Origin of the sequence: Sphingomonas sp. ERG5 (assembly GCF_000803065.1) — a bacterium.
Taxonomy (GTDB): domain Bacteria; phylum Pseudomonadota; class Alphaproteobacteria; order Sphingomonadales; family Sphingomonadaceae; genus Sphingomonas.
The window spans coordinates 100,586-115,829 of the sequence record NZ_JSXI01000016.1 but is presented as its reverse complement, the minus strand read 5'-3'; the positions used below and the strand labels follow the sequence as shown (position 1 = coordinate 115,829).

At 63.4% G+C, this 15,244-nt stretch carries 13 protein-coding genes; 8 read left to right on the top strand and 5 right to left on the bottom strand.

All coding sequences use genetic code 11. The annotated features are described in order from the left end of the window. Position 1 precedes the first annotated feature (1 nt). Positions 2-1,447, bottom strand: a complete 1,446-nt coding sequence (locus OO12_RS04485; protein WP_034157437.1) for a M20/M25/M40 family metallo-hydrolase — start codon at positions 1,445-1,447, stop codon at positions 2-4. A gap of 157 nt (positions 1,448-1,604) precedes the next feature. Between OO12_RS04485 and OO12_RS04480 the strand changes: the two genes are divergently transcribed. The 5 genes from OO12_RS04480 (at position 1,605) to OO12_RS04460 (ending at position 7,375) form a co-directional block, all read left to right on the top strand. Beyond that, positions 1,605-2,414: a class I SAM-dependent methyltransferase gene (locus OO12_RS04480; protein ID WP_034157436.1), complete on the top strand. Its 810-nt coding sequence runs from the start codon at positions 1,605-1,607 to the stop codon at positions 2,412-2,414. Between the two features lie 131 nt (positions 2,415-2,545). Next, the gene (locus OO12_RS04475) at positions 2,546-2,923 is read left to right on the top strand and encodes a hypothetical protein (RefSeq protein WP_034157435.1); all 378 of its coding nucleotides are present in this window, start codon (positions 2,546-2,548) and stop codon (positions 2,921-2,923) included. A 73-nt stretch (positions 2,924-2,996) separates the two neighbouring features. Next, positions 2,997-4,079, top strand: a complete 1,083-nt coding sequence (locus tag OO12_RS04470; RefSeq protein ID WP_034157434.1) for an oxidoreductase — start codon at positions 2,997-2,999, stop codon at positions 4,077-4,079. Between the two features lie 51 nt (positions 4,080-4,130). Continuing rightward, complete coding sequence (locus OO12_RS04465; RefSeq protein WP_034157433.1) at positions 4,131-5,081, top strand: HNH endonuclease; 951 nt, start codon at positions 4,131-4,133, stop codon at positions 5,079-5,081. Between the two features lie 164 nt (positions 5,082-5,245). Beyond that, positions 5,246-7,375, top strand: coding sequence for a phosphocholine-specific phospholipase C (locus OO12_RS04460; protein ID WP_034157432.1), 2,130 nt, complete (start codon positions 5,246-5,248; stop codon positions 7,373-7,375). A 485-nt stretch (positions 7,376-7,860) separates the two neighbouring features. On the opposite strand, the gene OO12_RS04450 is transcribed toward OO12_RS04460, so the two are convergent. Then, positions 7,861-9,003, bottom strand: coding sequence for an MFS transporter (locus OO12_RS04450; RefSeq protein WP_052215536.1), 1,143 nt, complete (start codon positions 9,001-9,003; stop codon positions 7,861-7,863). Between the two features lie 350 nt (positions 9,004-9,353). Here OO12_RS04450 and OO12_RS04445 point away from each other — a divergent pair, with 350 nt between their 5' ends. Beyond that, the gene (locus OO12_RS04445; protein ID WP_160296737.1) at positions 9,354-10,277 is read left to right on the top strand and encodes an energy transducer TonB; all 924 of its coding nucleotides are present in this window, start codon (positions 9,354-9,356) and stop codon (positions 10,275-10,277) included. Positions 10,278-10,302: 25 nt separating this feature from the next. Here the strand turns inward: OO12_RS04445 and OO12_RS04440 are convergent, their stop codons facing one another. Further along, entirely contained in the window at positions 10,303-10,902 is a 600-nt protein-coding gene (locus OO12_RS04440) for a GDP-mannose pyrophosphatase (RefSeq protein WP_034157428.1), read from the bottom strand. Between the two features lie 51 nt (positions 10,903-10,953). Between OO12_RS04440 and OO12_RS04435 the strand changes: the two genes are divergently transcribed. Together OO12_RS04435 and OO12_RS27390 are read left to right on the top strand one after the other, a co-directional pair. Further along, on the top strand, positions 10,954-11,706 hold the full coding sequence (locus OO12_RS04435; protein WP_034157427.1) for a DeoR/GlpR family DNA-binding transcription regulator: 753 nt from the start codon (positions 10,954-10,956) through the stop codon (positions 11,704-11,706). A gap of 442 nt (positions 11,707-12,148) precedes the next feature. Then, the gene (locus tag OO12_RS27390) at positions 12,149-13,084 is read left to right on the top strand and encodes an alpha/beta hydrolase (protein WP_160296736.1); all 936 of its coding nucleotides are present in this window, start codon (positions 12,149-12,151) and stop codon (positions 13,082-13,084) included. Between the two features lie 87 nt (positions 13,085-13,171). Here the strand turns inward: OO12_RS27390 and OO12_RS04425 are convergent, their stop codons facing one another. Together OO12_RS04425 and OO12_RS04420 are read right to left on the bottom strand one after the other, a co-directional pair. Beyond that, entirely contained in the window at positions 13,172-14,482 is a 1,311-nt protein-coding gene (locus tag OO12_RS04425; RefSeq protein ID WP_034157425.1) for a cytochrome b/b6 domain-containing protein, read from the bottom strand. Between the two features lie 29 nt (positions 14,483-14,511). After that, positions 14,512-15,096: a YceI family protein gene (locus tag OO12_RS04420; protein WP_052215535.1), complete on the bottom strand. Its 585-nt coding sequence runs from the start codon at positions 15,094-15,096 to the stop codon at positions 14,512-14,514. Between the last annotated feature and the right edge of the window lie 148 nt (positions 15,097-15,244).

Here is a 15,244-nt window from a genome sequence, read left to right as displayed (position 1 = left end):
CTCAATTCATATTGGCATAGACCTTCACCAGATCAGTCAGATAGTCGCGCCCGGTGAACAGCGAGCGAACCTCTATCCGCTCGTTCAGGCCGTGCGCGCCATTGCCGTCCGGATCACCCCAGATGCCCGGCACGCCATAGGTCGGAATACCGACCGCCTCCAGGAAGATGCCGTCGGTCGCGCCGGTCGACATCACCGGAACCAGGGGCACGCCGGGGAAATATTTCTTCACCAGCGTCTCGGCCGGCCCCATGATGCGCGGGTCGAGCGCTGGCGGCACCGCGGTCGGACGCACCGGCGGCACCGGCGTGATCGTCACTTTCGCATCGCCGATCGCGGCGGCCAGTGCGGCCTGGGTCTGCTCCAGCGTCTGGCCGGGGAACATGCGGCAATTGACGTTCGCGCCGGCGCGCTGCGGCAGCGCGTTATTGGCATGGCCGCCGTCGAGCAATGTCGCGACGCATGTCGTGCGCAGCATCGAATGATAGGTGCGGTCGGTCGAGACGATCGCTTCCGCGTCCTTGTCCGCCGGATTGGCGGCGATCGCGACCATCGCCGCACCGATCCTGTCCTTCCGCCCCGCTCCGGCCTGAGCGAAGAACGCTTTAGTCGTATCGGTCATCATCACCGGGAATTCATGGTCGCGCACCTTGGCCAGCGCGTCGCTCAATTCGTAGATCGCGTTATCGCGGATCGGAATCGAGCTGTGGCCGCCAGCATTGGTCGTCTCCAGGCGGAAATTCTGCACCGCCTTCTCACCGACCTGCATCGTCTGGACGATGATCTTGCCCTTGCCGTCGGTGTCCCCGCCCCCGCCTTCGTTGAGGGCGAATTCGGCGGCGATCAGATCACGCTTGTTCTGCGCCAGCCATTGCGCGCCGTTAAAGGCGTAAGTGGTTTCCTCGCCACAGGTCAGCGCCATCTTGATCATGCGCTTGGGGTGGTAGCCGTCCTTCTTGAATCGGATCATCAAATCCGCCCAGACCGCCGCCATCGATTTGTCGTCGGCCGAGCCGCGGGCGTAATAATGGCCGCCCTCCTCGATCAGCTTGAAGGGATCACGGGTCCAATCCTCGCGCTTCGCCTCGACCACGTCGAGATGTGCGAGCAGCAGCATGGGTTTCAGCATCTTCGACGTGCCGGGCAGGATGGCGACGATGCCGCCCTCCTTCGGATGCTCGGGCACGGAGAATTGCGTGATGTCGGCATCGGTGAACCCTGCCGCCTTCAATCGCGTGGCGACTTGTGCCGCGGCCTGAGTGCAGCTGCCGACCGACAAGGTCGTGTTGGTCTCGACCATCTCCTTGTAGAGATCGAGAAAAGCCTGCTGGTCGGGCTTCAGCGCGAGCGGCGCGGCGGATGTCGGCACCTGGGCCTGGGCGATCCCCGGCGCGGCGCCACCAATGCATAATGCCGCGATCTGTACCGCCGCCAACCAGCTTTTCATGTGCCGCCCCCTTGAGTCTGTCGTGCGCGAGATGATCATAGTTCACCGCGGATGGGAAGGTGCGGACACGGAAAATTACACGGTCCAGCGATTGTCCCCGACGCCGATGTGCGCGACAAGATGCGTATCAACACATGTCCCGCCAGAAGGAATTCCGATGCGCACTCTGCCCGTTTTCGCCGCCGTCCTGATGATCGGCGCCGGCGCCCTGACCGCCGGCATCGGCCTGGCGCAGGACGCCACGCCGGGTCACGAGATCATGGCCGTGGTCGGGGCATCGACGCGCCCGCCCGAGAATGTGGCGCGCGACCAGTATCGCCATCCGGCGGAGACCCTGGCCTTTTTCGGGGTGAAGCCGACCGATACGGTGGTGGAGATCTGGCCGGGCGGCGGATGGTATACCGAGATCCTTGCCCCCTATCTCGCGAAGAAAGGCACGCTCTACGTCGCTGCCGCCAGCGAAAAGGGCCAGGCCGCGGTCAAGGCGAAGCAGGCGGAAAATCCCGGCCTCTATCGCACGGTCAAATATGCGATCTTCCCCGAAGGCGCAGGCCCCAAGGTACCGGCCGGGACGGCGGATGCCGTGCTGACCTTCCGCAACGTGCATAACTGGCGCTTCGGCGAAACCGACAAGACCCAGGCAGCGTTCGACCAGATGTTCGCGATGCTCAAGCCGGGCGGTATTCTCGGCGTGGAAGAACACCGGCTGCCCGAAGGCCAGACCGGGGTCGAGGAAGGCAAGAGCGGCTATATGAAGCAGTCATCAGTGGTCGCCTACGCGACCAAAGCCGGCTTCACTCTTGCCGCCGAAAGTGGGGTAAATGCCAATGCGAAAGACACGCATGATTACCCCAAGGGTGTGTGGACACTACCGCCGACCTATCAGGAGGGCGACAAGGACCGCGCGCGCTATGCAGCGATCGGGGAAAGCGATCGCATGACGTTGAAGTTCGTGAAGCCGAAATAAGGGCGAGCGAACAGAGCCGGGACGGACCGCCGCGTCGCCGAATCTCTGGGCCGAATCTCTGGGCCGAATCTCTGGACAATCAAGGGCCGCCAAATCTATCCATCAGCGGACATTTCAGCGCGGAGAAGGCAATGGATTTCCTCAAGGCGGGCACGACCGGACTGTTCCTCCTGATCGCGAGCGGTGGCGTCGCCCATGCCGACAAGGCCTGCCTGATCGAAGGGACGATGATGTCCGAACAGATCAAGGATTGCACCCAGACGAGCATGAGCGTGCCCGCGGCCGAATATGCCGCGCAATGCACGTCGAACACCGAAGCCTTCAAACAGATGGGCGGCACGATGAAGGCCACCGTGCTGAACGCCTGTCCGGCAAAAGCGCAGGCCGCTTGTGTCGGGCTCTTCGGTCAGCCCGCCACCGCTTATTATTATGCGCGCGATCCGAAATCGCTGGCCGCGACCAAGTCGAGCTGCATCGCACAGCGCGGCAAATGGGTGGCGAACCCATAGTGGTCCGGGTTGAGACTCGCTCGACCTCGGCGACAGACAGGCGATCAGCAGAGCAAGGCCAAAGCGAGACTTCATGAACGACAAGAATGCAGAGTATCGGCGGCCCTCCGTCCGGGTCGCGCTGATCGGCTATGGCTTTGCCGGCCGGACTTTTCATGCGCCGCTGATCCGCGCGACGCCGGGGCTGGACCTTGCGCTGGTCGCCTCGCGCGATGCGGCGAAGGTGCATGCCGACCTGCCTGGCATGGCGGTGGAGGCGGACCCGTTACGCGCGGTCACCGATCCGGCGATCGAGCTGGTGGTCATTGCCGCCCCCAACAGCCGCCATGCGCCGCTGGCGCGGGCAGCGCTGGCGGCGGGCAAGCATGTGGTGGTGGACAAGCCCTTCACGCTCGACTTGGCCGAAGCACGCGCGCTGATCGCGCTGGCGGAGCAGCATGACCGGCTGCTGTCGGTGTTCCACAACCGGCGCTGGGACAGCGACTATCTCGGCGTGAAGCAGTTGATCGACAGCGGCGCGCTGGGCGAGGTGGTACATTTCGAATCGCATTTCGACCGCTTTCGTCCGGAAGTACGCGGGCGCTGGCGCGAGCAGGCACTGCCGGGAAGCGGCGTGTGGTTCGATCTCGGCCCGCATCTGGTGGACCAGGCATTGCAGCTGTTCGGCTTGCCGGAGAGCATTCAGGCGAACCTGGCGGTGCAGCGCCCCGGCGGACAAATCGACGACTGGGCGCATATCGTGCTGAACCATGGCGGGCGGCGCATCGTCCTGCATGCCGGCATGGTGGTGGCCGGGGGCTCGATGCGCTTCACTGTGCATGGCAGCAAGGCAAGCGTGGTCAAACAGCGTGCCGATGGCCAGGAACGGCAATTGCTCGACGGCGTCATACCGGGCGCACCAGGCTGGGGCGAGGATGACGATGATCTGGTGCTTTACCAGGGCGATGATGTTCGCCGCCTGCCCACTCCGGCCGGCGACCAGCGCCAATATTACCGCGCGATCCATCGGGCGTTGCGCGACGGCGCGGCCAATCCGGTGCCGCCGATCCAGGCGCTGGCGGTGATGGCGGTGATCGAGGCGGCGACGCAGGCGGCTACCGAGGGGCGGACGACAAGGCTGCCGCTGACCGATGCGGAGCTGGCTGCCTGGGCGTGACGGGCGATTGCCCGCTTGCCTGGTCGGCGCCTTGCCTGGTAGCCCCTTCACATGGTGAAAGCAGTTCTGACGACCAAGGTACTGCCGGATTACAAGGATCTGCCGGAGAGCCGGTATCATTTCCCGAAAACCTATCTCAACCAGGTTGCCGGGGCGATCGGAGACTGGATCCTCTATTACGAACCGCGCCGCTCGACCGGCGATTTGTCGAGCAGCGGCGGGCGACAAGTTTATTTCGCGACCGCCCGGATCGACCGCATCCTTGAGGATCCGGAACTCGCCGACCATTTCTATGCCGAGGTTTCCAATTATTTGCCCTTTGTTCGACCCGTGCCGTTCAAGGAGGGCGATCATTATTACGAGTCGATGCTCAGAAAGCAGGACGGGTCGACCAACAAGGGCGCATTCGGACGAGCTGTCCGCAATCTGCCGGATCGGGAATATGACATGATCTGGCGCGCCGGTTTCGCCCATGTCATCGGCCTTGAAGAGCGGCGGCGCGACGCCCCCGACATTGCCGAAGAGCCCATGCCGCCATTGCCGATGGTCGCGGAGGAGAGGGCGGTGTTCGATCACGATGTGCCGATGGAGGAAGATCGCGCGATCGTGCACCAACTCGTTTCCAGGCCGTTTCGCGATCGGGCGTTTTCGGCAGCGGTCAAGGATGCGTATCGCGACACATGCGCGATGACCGGCCTCAAGATTATCAATGGCGGCGGACGATCCGAAGTGCAGGCTGCGCATATTCGCCCGGTCGGCCATCGCGGTCCCGACAGCATCCGCAACGGCATCGCCCTGTCCGGCACCGTGCACTGGATGTTCGACCGGGGCCTCATTTCGGTCGAGGATGATTATTCGTTGCTGCTGGCGAAGGACCGGTTGCCGGACACGGTCGACCGCTTGCTCGCCGGCAACAGCAAGCTGGCGGTGCCAGCGCGTTCCGACCTCCGTCCCCATCCGCAATTTCTCGATTATCACCGGCGCGAAGTGTTCAAGGGGTAGGACCGCGCGATCCGAAAGTCGGCCCGTAACGGAAAGTTCATTATGGCACTCCGCCGCAACGGAAGGAGCGGTATCGGGTTGACCATGTCCCGCATATTCAAGGACCGTGCGGCGGATGATCCGACTCGGCGCTCTTTCGCGGGGATGGCAGGGAGACAGTGACGATGGTGCAGATCGACCGACGGCGGGTATTGGCGGCGGGGGGCGCGGGGTTGCTCGCGGCGAGCCCGATCGCGCGGGCGATGGCGATCGACGCCGATGTCCGCAAAGGCACGTTGGCCGACATCGAGCATATCGTGATCCTGATGCAGGAGAATCGCGGCTTCGATCATTATTTCGGGTCGGCCGCCGGCGTCAGGGGGTTTGGCGATCGCTTCCCGATCCCCTCGGCGGCGGGGCATGACCGGCAGACCGTCTGGACGCAGTTCGGCGCACCGGACCGTCCCGCCGGAATCGCACCATTCCATCTCGACACGATCGAGGCGTTCCCGCTGATGCGTGCCGAGGGAACGCCGCATAGCTGGCCCGATGCGCAGGCGGCATGGGACGAAGGGCGGATGAGCTGGTGGCCCAAGGCCAAGACGCCCGGGTCGATGGGCTATTACCGCGCCGCCGATCTACCCTTTCAATATGCGCTCGCCGACGCCTTCACCTTGTGCGACGCTTATCATTGCTCAGTCCAGACCGGGACCAACACCAACCGGCTGTTCCTGTGGAGCGGGACCAATGATCCGCTGGGCAAGGCCGGCGGACCCTCGATCGCCAATTCGCACGATCAGCTGGTCAGGAATGGCGGCGCGCCCGACGGGTATCGCTGGACCAGCTATGTCGAGCGGCTACAGGCGGCGGGAATCGACTGGCGCATCTATGAGGACATGGCGGACAATTTCACTGACAATCCGCTGGTCGGTTTCCGCCGCTTTCGCGATGCCGATGCCGATGCCGCCGGCCCGGGCGGCGCGGACCATCAGCTGATCGCGCGGGGCCTGTCCACGCAGAAGCTCGATCGATTGCGCCATGATGTGATGAACGGCACGCTGCCGCAGATTTCCTACATCATCGCCGACGCCGCCGGATCGGAGCACCCCTCCGCCTCCAGTCCCGCGCAAGGCGCGGATTATACCGCACGGGTGCTCGACGCGCTGACCGCCAATCCCAAAGTGTGGAGCCGCACCGCGTTGCTGGTGATGTTCGACGAGAATGACGGCTTTTTCGACCATGTGCCGCCGCCCGCCCCACCCTCGCGCGATCCCGCCGCGCCCGATGGCCTGGCCGGCGGATCGACCGTGTCGACCGAAGGCGAATATCATCTGGTCCGCTCCGCCGCCGACGCCCCGTTCGAGCGCCCGGAGTTTATGGGGCGCCCCTATGGCCTGGGCCCGCGCGTGCCGATGTATGTCATCTCGCCATGGAGCCGAGGCGGCTGGATCAACAGCGAGACATTCGATCACACATCGGTGATCCGCTTCCTGGAATTACGGTTCGGGGTGCAGGAGCCGAATATTTCGCCGTGGCGGCGCAGCGTATGCGGCGACCTGACCTCCGCCTTCGATTTCAGGCACCCGAACGACGCGCGCAACTGGCCCGCCTTGCCCGCCACCGCCGCGCAGGCCGCGCGCGCCGCCGCTTTGCCCAAGCGGACCGTGCCGGTCCCGCCCGGCCAGCCCGACATGCCGGTCCAGGCGACCGGCCCGCGCCGCTCACGTGCGCTGCCTTATGCGCTCGATGTTCAGGCCCATGTCGCCGATGACGGCATCCGCCTCGATTTCGCCAATAGCGGCCGGGCCGGGGCGGTCTTCCATGTCTATGACCGGCTGCACCTGCAGCGCGCGCCACGGCGCTATACGGTGGGCGCGTCGGCCCGGCTGAGCGGCTTGTGGCAGGGCAGCAGGGACGACGCATATGATTTGTGGGTGCTTGGCCCGAACGGTTTCCATCGGCATTTCATCGGGACGCTGAATAGCGGCGCGCTGCGCGTATCGCTGCGGCCGGAGCCAGTGCGGCACGCGATCGCGCTGACATTCGACAATCCCGGCGCAGCAATGCGGCGAATCGACATTCGCCCGATGGCGTATGCCAAAGCGCTCGATGCAAGGACGATCACGCTTCGCCCCGGCCAGTCGGTCACTGAGCTTTGGCGCGTGGCGGCCACGACGGGATGGTATGATCTGGCGGTCGAGATCGATGCGGAGAAAGCCCATTTCCAGCGTTTCGCCGGACGGCTGGAGACTGGGCGGGATTCGATTTCCGATCCGGCGATGGGCGGCGCGGCGATCAGGGCGCATCCGCGATAACTTGTGGAGGCATGATGGGGAGGCCCGGCTGAGAACGGGGGCTCTTTATCGTCTCGCGAGAATATTACGCTCGGCCGGAGGGGTCATCCTGCGAGGCCATGGTAGCCCGACGCGAATTGTCGAAGCGCCCGCGCGCGCGCAGATATGTATCGATCGACCGGTTTCGCGCAGGTTCCCGAGCAAACGCCATGACGAACAGTCCAAACCAGAGCAGACCCAGAACGATGAGAAGGCAGGCGAAGAAGGTTCGCCGTGAGGGGTCATAATCAAACGGCGCGTGGGAGACCCAGCTCAACGCGAAGAATGCAGCGGCGACAATGGGTTCGAACACGGAAGGCAGGAGGAACAGGCCAGTCCCGCCGCCCAGGCCTACGACAAGCCCGACGAGGCCGAGTAGCGCTTGCCCCTTCCGGGTCGTGCCGAATGGTTCTCGCACCCAAAATCACCTCGCGCAAAACAGCCGGACCATCCGCGACGGCAATCGCTCACTGCCGCCGCGATATGTCGGCCAGAACGGCATACATGATCGCCGATACCGCCAACAGCGCGACGACGATCGCGAAGATCGTGAGCGCCACCACGGCGTCGTTCAATACGCGGGAAAGCAGCGCAACGCCGATCACCGGCAGCGAATTACCGATGAAGCAGACAATCATATAGCTCGAGACAATTTCCGCTTTCGCATCTGCGGGTGCGACTTCGTTCACCACCGACAGGCTGCCGCGATAGCCGAGCGCCGCGACGCTGCCACCGATCGCACTTGCCGCAATCAGCAGCGGCATCGACGCCATGCGGTCGGCGGCGACCAGCAATGCGAGCGCAGGCAATTGCATCGCCAGTCCGGCAAGCATTGCCGTACGGCTCGGCATATGGCGCGTCGCGCGGTTCACCAAAGCGGCAACGACGAACAATTCGCACACGATCGCGCCCGCGACCGCATGATTGGCCTGATGCAATCGTCCGGCGATGAGGCTCGGCACCAGCGCCGCATAGAAGCCGATAAAGGCAAAGGTGCAGAAGGCGGTGATCGCCGGCGCGACGAAGCGCGCGCGCGCTGCCGACGGCACACCGATGCGCGGCGCGAACGAGATCTTGCCGCTGCGCCGGACATCCGGCTCGGCGGCATGAAAAACCAATATGGTTGTCATGACGACGAGCGCGAGATAGACGAGATAGCTCAGCCGAAGCGGCATTGGCGCATATTGCGCAAGGATGCCGGCCAGGATCGGCCCCATCGCAAGACCAAGCAAGTTCGCGCTGGTCGAGATGAACGCCGCGCTCCCCGCCCCGTCCTTGTCCTCGAGTTCCGCCAGCCAGGCGGTGCCGCTACCGGCCGCGATCCCGATCGCGAAGCCGCTCAAGGCGCGGCCCGCGAACAGCCAGGGCGTTGACTGCGCGAACAGGAAGCCGAGCGCCGCGAGCGCGATGATGCCGATCGCCGGCAACGCTGCTTTCCGCCGGCCGATCTGATCCGACACCCGGCCGAAAATCAGCAGCGCGGCGAGATTGCCGATGACATAGGTCGCATAGATCAGTGTCAGCATCACATTGCCGAACCCGAAGGTGGCGGCATAGATCGTATAAAGCGGCGTCACGATCGTGCTGCCCATGAATACGACACCAATCATCGCTGATGCAGCGATGCGGCCTGAACGGATGGAAGACGGCGTGGCCACGATCGCTAATCGCTATCCCGGGTCATGAGTTCAATCAACGATACCACCCGATGGAAGTTCATTGGTTTGGCGAATACCGGCGACCGGGTCGCATCCCCGGGAGCACCGGAATTCCTGCCCGGATTGATTAAAGCGTCAACGGTACGATAGGGTCGCGGCGGGAACGCTGAGGGGGGCGGATGCGGTTCGGGATAGCGAAGATACCAGGCGTCATCGCAGTGACGATGGCCATGCCAGCCGCGCTTGCGGCACAGCAAGCCCCATCGACACCATTGCCGGCCCCCGTTCCTCCGCCAGGTCCGATGGCACCATCGGAAGACAGTACGGCAATGGTCGCGGCCAAGGCCGGCGCCGCGCTGATGAAAGTCGTACCGCGACTGATCCGGGGCGGCGTGCCCGTCTATCCCGCGAGCGAACTTGCCGCCGGACATAGCGGCACGGTGAAAGTGCGCGGCATCCTGGGCATCGACGGCAAGCTGAGCGAACTGGTGGTAACGCAAAGCGCGGGCTTTCCAGGGCTCGACGACGCTGCGCTGGCGACAGCGCAGCGCGCGACCTTCTCCCCCGCCCGGACGGCGGCGGGCGACGCCATCGCCATCCCGGTCACCATGCCGGTCCGATTCGCGCTGGAGGAGAATGCGGACAATGGCCCGCCAATCCTGACCCGGGTCGAAGCGATCTATCCCGATGCCGAACGGGCCGCCGGTCGCCACGGCAAGGTCGAGATCACCGGCACGCTGGGCGAGGATGGCAAGCTGATCGATCCGGTCGTGGCGGTCAGCAGCCGCGCCCCGGTGCTCGACGAAGCCGCATTGACCGCGGCGCGGGCCACGGTGTTTCGCGTGGACCGGAACACTGCGGGCAAACCGGTCCTGCCGTCAGTGCGTCTGCCTTTCAGCTTCAACAGCTACCAATCGCCGGGCCCGGGTGGCGGGGTATTACGCTATCGCTGCGGCCAGTTCGCGACGGATCAGGCGTGGTGGCGCGCGACCTGGCCGGAGAAGACGCATGACGCCTTTTATTACATGATCTTTGGGCTGCGAACGATCGTGATGATGCAAGGCGAGAAGCTGGATCCGGCGACGCTTAAAGGCAATATCGCGGACTTCGGACAGCGCTGGACCAAGGCGATCGACACGTGCCGCGAGCAGCCGGACATGTTGTTCATCGATGTGTTCAAGCCGGAGGGTGACTGGGCGCGGCGGCTGGCCGGCAATGGTCTGTGAAAGAGGTGCGCGGCTCCCGACAGCATCACGCGGCTGACCCGTTCAATGCGAACAGGTTCAGCGCGGCATATTGGAGCAGGATAATCGTCTTTCCGTCCTGAATGGCGCCAGTGGAAATCATCCCGAGCGCTTCATCGATATCGAGTTCGATGACCTGGATATCCTCCCCCTCCGCCGCAACGCCGCCACCCCGCCCGGTCCGCATCAGCGGGTCATATTGGGCGACGAAGAAATACAGCCGTTCCGTGACCGAGCCGGGGCTCATATAACAATTGAATATCGCCGTGACCGGACCAAGTCTCAGGCCAAGCTCTTCTTCGACTTCGGCGCGAATCCGCTCTTCTGGCGAGGCCTTGTCAAGCAGACCGGCGGCAGCTTCGATCAGCAGGTCGTCACAGCCATTGACGTAAGCGGGAAAGCGGAACTGCCGCGTCAGCAACACCGTTCGACGAACCGCATCAAAGGGCAGCAGCGTCGCCCCGTTGCCACGATCATAGGTTTCACGACTCATCGCTTGCCAGACGCCATCGGCGCGACGCCACTCGAACTTCGTCCGCTTCAGGACATACCAATCATCCGACAGGACCGTGACATCGTGGATGCGGATTCGATTGCTCAGTGACATTCGTGCAGTTTCATGCAATTTCGTGCAGAGTCAAGAAGGGCAATATCGACAATGCTGACCGAGCAACGCAAACGGCATCTCCTCGCGGTGTTGGCACAAATGGGGCGGATCGTGGCCAAGGATGTCGCGGCCGAGCTTGGCCTGTCGGAAGACACGATCCGGCGGGATTTGCGCGAACTGGCCAGCGAAGGGCAGTTGCAGCGCGTCCATGGCGGTGCGCTGCCGACATCTCCCGCGACAGGAACGTTGGAGACGCGGCGGGAAATCTTTCCAACGGAGAAGATCGCCATCGGCCGTCATGCGGCGACAATGGTCCTGCCCGGGCAAACCATATTCATCGATGGCGGCACGACCGCGATCCAGCTCGCCAATCATCTCGATCGCGATATGCGGGCAACAATCGTCACGCACAGTCCGCTTGTTGCAGCGGCATTGGCCGGCCATGCGGTCGATGTGATCCTGCTGGGCGGCAGGTTGTTCAAACATTCGATGGTGACGATGGGCGTCGTCACCTTACAGGCTATCAGGGACATCCGGCCGGACATATTCTTCATGGGCGTGACCGGCGTTCATCCCCTCGAAGGACTGACCACCGGAGACTCGGAAGAGGCCGGCATCAAGCGCGCCATCGCCGACATCTCGGCGGAGCTTGTGGTCATGGCCTCGTCCGAGAAAATCGGGGCGGCCTCTCCCTTTGTGATCGCATCCGTCGATCGGGCGGATGTGCTGATCATCCCGTCCAGTGCCAGTGGTGACGTCGCCGATCGGCTTGCGACGCTTGGGATTGATGTCCGTCGCGTGTGAGCGAGTCTGGAATGTCAGCGTCGATGGGCTTGGTGCACCGACGATCCGGAACGGATTGCTCGCTCCACCAGCGAATAGTGCAATGTCGCCGATTGAGGGCGGTAGTCGGAACGTATCGCCATAGTAATTCCTCATTCTCGACTTGGTGCTGTTGCCAGTCCCAGCTTGAGCGAGAACGTGTTTTTGTGCCCCGGGGTAGCAACGCGCTTGACGGACAGGATGTCGGATGATGCAATAGCTCATGCTCCTCTTCCCCTCCCTGCTTCTTCTCGCAGACGCGCAGCCTGTCCCGTCGATGTGGGCGGCCCTCCCCCAATGCGAATCAGCCACGGCTCCCGTGCCGAACCCTTGCGTCGTACCGCATGGCCTGACCGCGGAGGAAGCAACGCGCCGGCTGGGAACGCGCGAGCATATATGGTGGATCGACGGCGATCGATTGACGATGGTCGCCAAGCCGACGACCGAACCCTGGGCCTTGTTATGTTGTTCGCTGCAAACCGGGCTGCAACCCATTCCAAACAGTGGGCTTGCCGCCGTGACGGTCCGCGTACCGCGACTACGCGAAGCTGTTTTGAAGATCGCCACCACACCAAAAGGTACGCAGGAACCCGAGATTTACCGGGGTCCGGATGCAGAGCCAGCGCCACCTCGACTTGATACCCCCAACAGCACGATCACCGTCTACGACCTGCCATCCAAAGTGATGGGCGAAAGCCGACGCCTGACCATCTATGTACCCGCTGGAACTCCGCCCCGTGCGAAACTCCCGGTATTCTATCTGGGTGACGGCGCATCCCGCGCCTTTGCGCCAATCGCAGCGGCTGCTTCGCGCGATGGCCGCGCCCGTCCGGCAGTGCTGGTTGGAATCGACGCTGCGCCGAACAAGAAGGACTGCACCGGCATGGGTTGCGACCGGCGCGCGCCGGAATATCTGGCGGACGTTGGAGGCGCGGGACCAGATAGCCCCTACATAAGGCATCAACGCTTCCTAGTCGAAGAGGTTCTTCCCTATGTCGAAGCGCATTACCCAGTCTCGCGCCGGCGAAGCGACCGCGTTATCGGCGGCTATTCGAATGGTGGCGCCTGGGCGCTGACCACGGCAGGAAAATACTCAAGCGTATTCGGGAATGCCCTGGCGATGTCGGCGGCTGCAATGCCCGCTGCTGAACCCGCCGATCGCCTGAAGAAAGTTCGCGTATTTGGCGGCGCCGGTATCTTTGAACCCTCCTTCCACAAGAGAACCGCAAACATCCTCGTCGGCGCGAAAGCAGCAGGAGCGGATACTCAATTCCGCGAGGTCGCCAGCGGTCACGACCTCTCGACATGGGAAACTATCTTCGCCGATTCATATCATTGGTTTTTCCCGGTCAGGCAGTAATCTGCCGTCTGGTTCGCCGGCATTGAATGGCACATGAGGAAACCGTCGAACGGGAGGTAGCCGGGCTCCGATCTACTGCCACGGAGATCACTTCCGCGTCGCGTTGATCTTCACGACCACCTTCACCGCCGCAGGAATCTCGTCGGTCGCGGCATAATCGCCTTTGCCGATCTGATAAGCGGTGCGGTCGATCGTTGCGGTGCCTTGCATCTCCGCCTTCTTCCCCGTGATCTTGAGCGTGAAGGGCAGGCTGATCGGCAAGGTCACGCTCTTGATCCTGAGCGTGCCGCTCGCGACGTAGCGGTCGGTGCCGGTTTTCCGGAAGCGGCTGGCCTTGAACGTCGCATTCGCGAAGCTGCCGGCCGAAAACCAGTCATCGCTCTTCAACGTCTCGTCACGCTGGCCGTCGCCGCTGAACACCGATGCGGTGCCGATGCGGATCTCAACACGCGAGCGATCGAGTTGTTCGGGGTCGAACGCGATGTCACCGTCAAAGCTGTTGAACCCGCCATCGATCGCCTCACCCGACCAGCTGGTGTGGAACGCCAGGGCCGAGCCCCTGGCGATCGTCCAGACCGGTACTTCCTGCTCGACGGCAGCAATGCTGTTCGTGGTCACATCGACCGCTTCCGAGGCGTTTTCGATCGGCACAGTGGGCGGAGCCACCACCACCGGCTGCGAGGGTTCAGGCGTGGGAAGCGCAGGGGTTTCAGCCACCGGCGGCGCAGCGGTCCTGGCGGCTCCGGTCGACGGCCATCCGCGCCCCAACCCTATCGCAAGCAACACGCCGGCGAGGATCGCGATCATCCGCGGGTCGGCCCAGGCACCCGCCCGGGTGCCCGGCGCCATCTTCGCAATGTCGCCGTCGCGATCGATGAAATGATGCTTGAGCGCGCCGGCAATGTGCAGCGCAAATAGTGCGTAGATCACCGTCACCAGATTGACGTGGATAAACTCAGCCACGTCGTGCCACGCGGCCTTCGCCGCCCCATCGACGCCCGGGAAATGCGGCCAGGGGATCACGCCGTAAAGCAGAGTCGGCACGACGATCCGGCTGGTCGAGACAATGATCCAGCCGCTCAGCGGTAGCGCGAGCAGCAGCAGGTAGAACAGCGCATGGACGGCATGCGCCAGCACCCGTTCCCACGGCTTTGCGGTAATTTTGGGTGGGGTGCGGAAGAAACGCCAGAGCAGCCGGATCGCGACCAGCAGCAGGATGGTGATGCCGATCGATTTGTGCAGCTGGAATACGGTGAACTTGTCCGCGCCATGCGCCGCCTCCATCCGGAGCCCCAGCCCGACTTCGAAAATCAGCAGCGCCGCGATCAGCCAGTGGAGCGTGATCGCGACGGTGGAATAGCGCGTCGGGCTGGAGGGGATGGAGGCGTCGTCAGTCATTATCGATTCCTCGCGGGCGTCGTGTCGGCTCAGGCAGTGAACGCGGCGTGGATCGTCAGGTCAAGATCGTCGCCGACCATGGGAACGCCATAGCCCAGCCCAAAGTCGCTGCGCTTGATGCTGGCGGTGGCGGAGAAGCCGAGATTGGTCTTCTTGGTCATCGGGTTGGCGCCGGCGCCGTAGAATTTGGCGTCGAGCGTCACGGGCTTGGTCACACCCTTGATCGTCAGGTTACCGGTGATCCTGGCGCTGCTGCCGCTGACCTGGACCGAAGTCGATGTGAAGGTCGCAGTGGGGAATTTGGCAGTGTCGAAGAAGTCCGGGCTCGACAGATGCTTGGCGAACGCCGTGGTGGTGGTGCTCATCTCGGCGATGTTGAAGGTCACATTGACCTTGGCCGTCGCGGGGTTGGCCGGGTCGATGTTCAGCGTGCCGCCGCTCGCGCCGAACGCACCCGACAATGGAGAAATGCCGAGATGGTTGACGGTCCACACCACCTGGGTGTGCGCGGGGTCGACCTGATAGCTGCCGGCGGTAATGCGCGAAAGTTCCGCAGCGCCCGGGGTTTGCGCGACAGCGGGAATCGCGGCGGCGACGATCGTCGCGGCGAGCATCAATGGGGCATAGGCTTTGAACAAGATTCGTCTCCTTCAGTGGCTGGGCAAGGTATTTTTCAACGATGGATGCGGAAGGGTTCCGGACACGAAATCAAGAAGGTCATTACGTGTTCGATGCGGTATCAATTGGTAACTGGCGCTAAAT

Coding starts and splice junctions, on each gene's coding strand:
- OO12_RS04485 (WP_034157437.1), bottom strand. CDS start 1,447: ATGAAAAGCTGGTTGGCGGCGGTACAGATCGCGGCATTATGCATTGGT.
- OO12_RS04480 (WP_034157436.1), top strand. CDS start 1,605: ATGCGCACTCTGCCCGTTTTCGCCGCCGTCCTGATGATCGGCGCCGGC.
- OO12_RS04475 (WP_034157435.1), top strand. CDS start 2,546: ATGGATTTCCTCAAGGCGGGCACGACCGGACTGTTCCTCCTGATCGCG.
- OO12_RS04470 (WP_034157434.1), top strand. CDS start 2,997: ATGAACGACAAGAATGCAGAGTATCGGCGGCCCTCCGTCCGGGTCGCG.
- OO12_RS04465 (WP_034157433.1), top strand. CDS start 4,131: ATGGTGAAAGCAGTTCTGACGACCAAGGTACTGCCGGATTACAAGGAT.
- OO12_RS04460 (WP_034157432.1), top strand. CDS start 5,246: ATGGTGCAGATCGACCGACGGCGGGTATTGGCGGCGGGGGGCGCGGGG.
- OO12_RS04450 (WP_052215536.1), bottom strand. CDS start 9,003: ATGATTGGTGTCGTATTCATGGGCAGCACGATCGTGACGCCGCTTTAT.
- OO12_RS04445 (WP_160296737.1), top strand. CDS start 9,354: ATGGCACCATCGGAAGACAGTACGGCAATGGTCGCGGCCAAGGCCGGC.
- OO12_RS04440 (WP_034157428.1), bottom strand. CDS start 10,902: ATGTCACTGAGCAATCGAATCCGCATCCACGATGTCACGGTCCTGTCG.
- OO12_RS04435 (WP_034157427.1), top strand. CDS start 10,954: ATGCTGACCGAGCAACGCAAACGGCATCTCCTCGCGGTGTTGGCACAA.
- OO12_RS27390 (WP_160296736.1), top strand. CDS start 12,149: ATGGTCGCCAAGCCGACGACCGAACCCTGGGCCTTGTTATGTTGTTCG.
- OO12_RS04425 (WP_034157425.1), bottom strand. CDS start 14,482: ATGACTGACGACGCCTCCATCCCCTCCAGCCCGACGCGCTATTCCACC.
- OO12_RS04420 (WP_052215535.1), bottom strand. CDS start 15,096: ATGCTCGCCGCGACGATCGTCGCCGCCGCGATTCCCGCTGTCGCGCAA.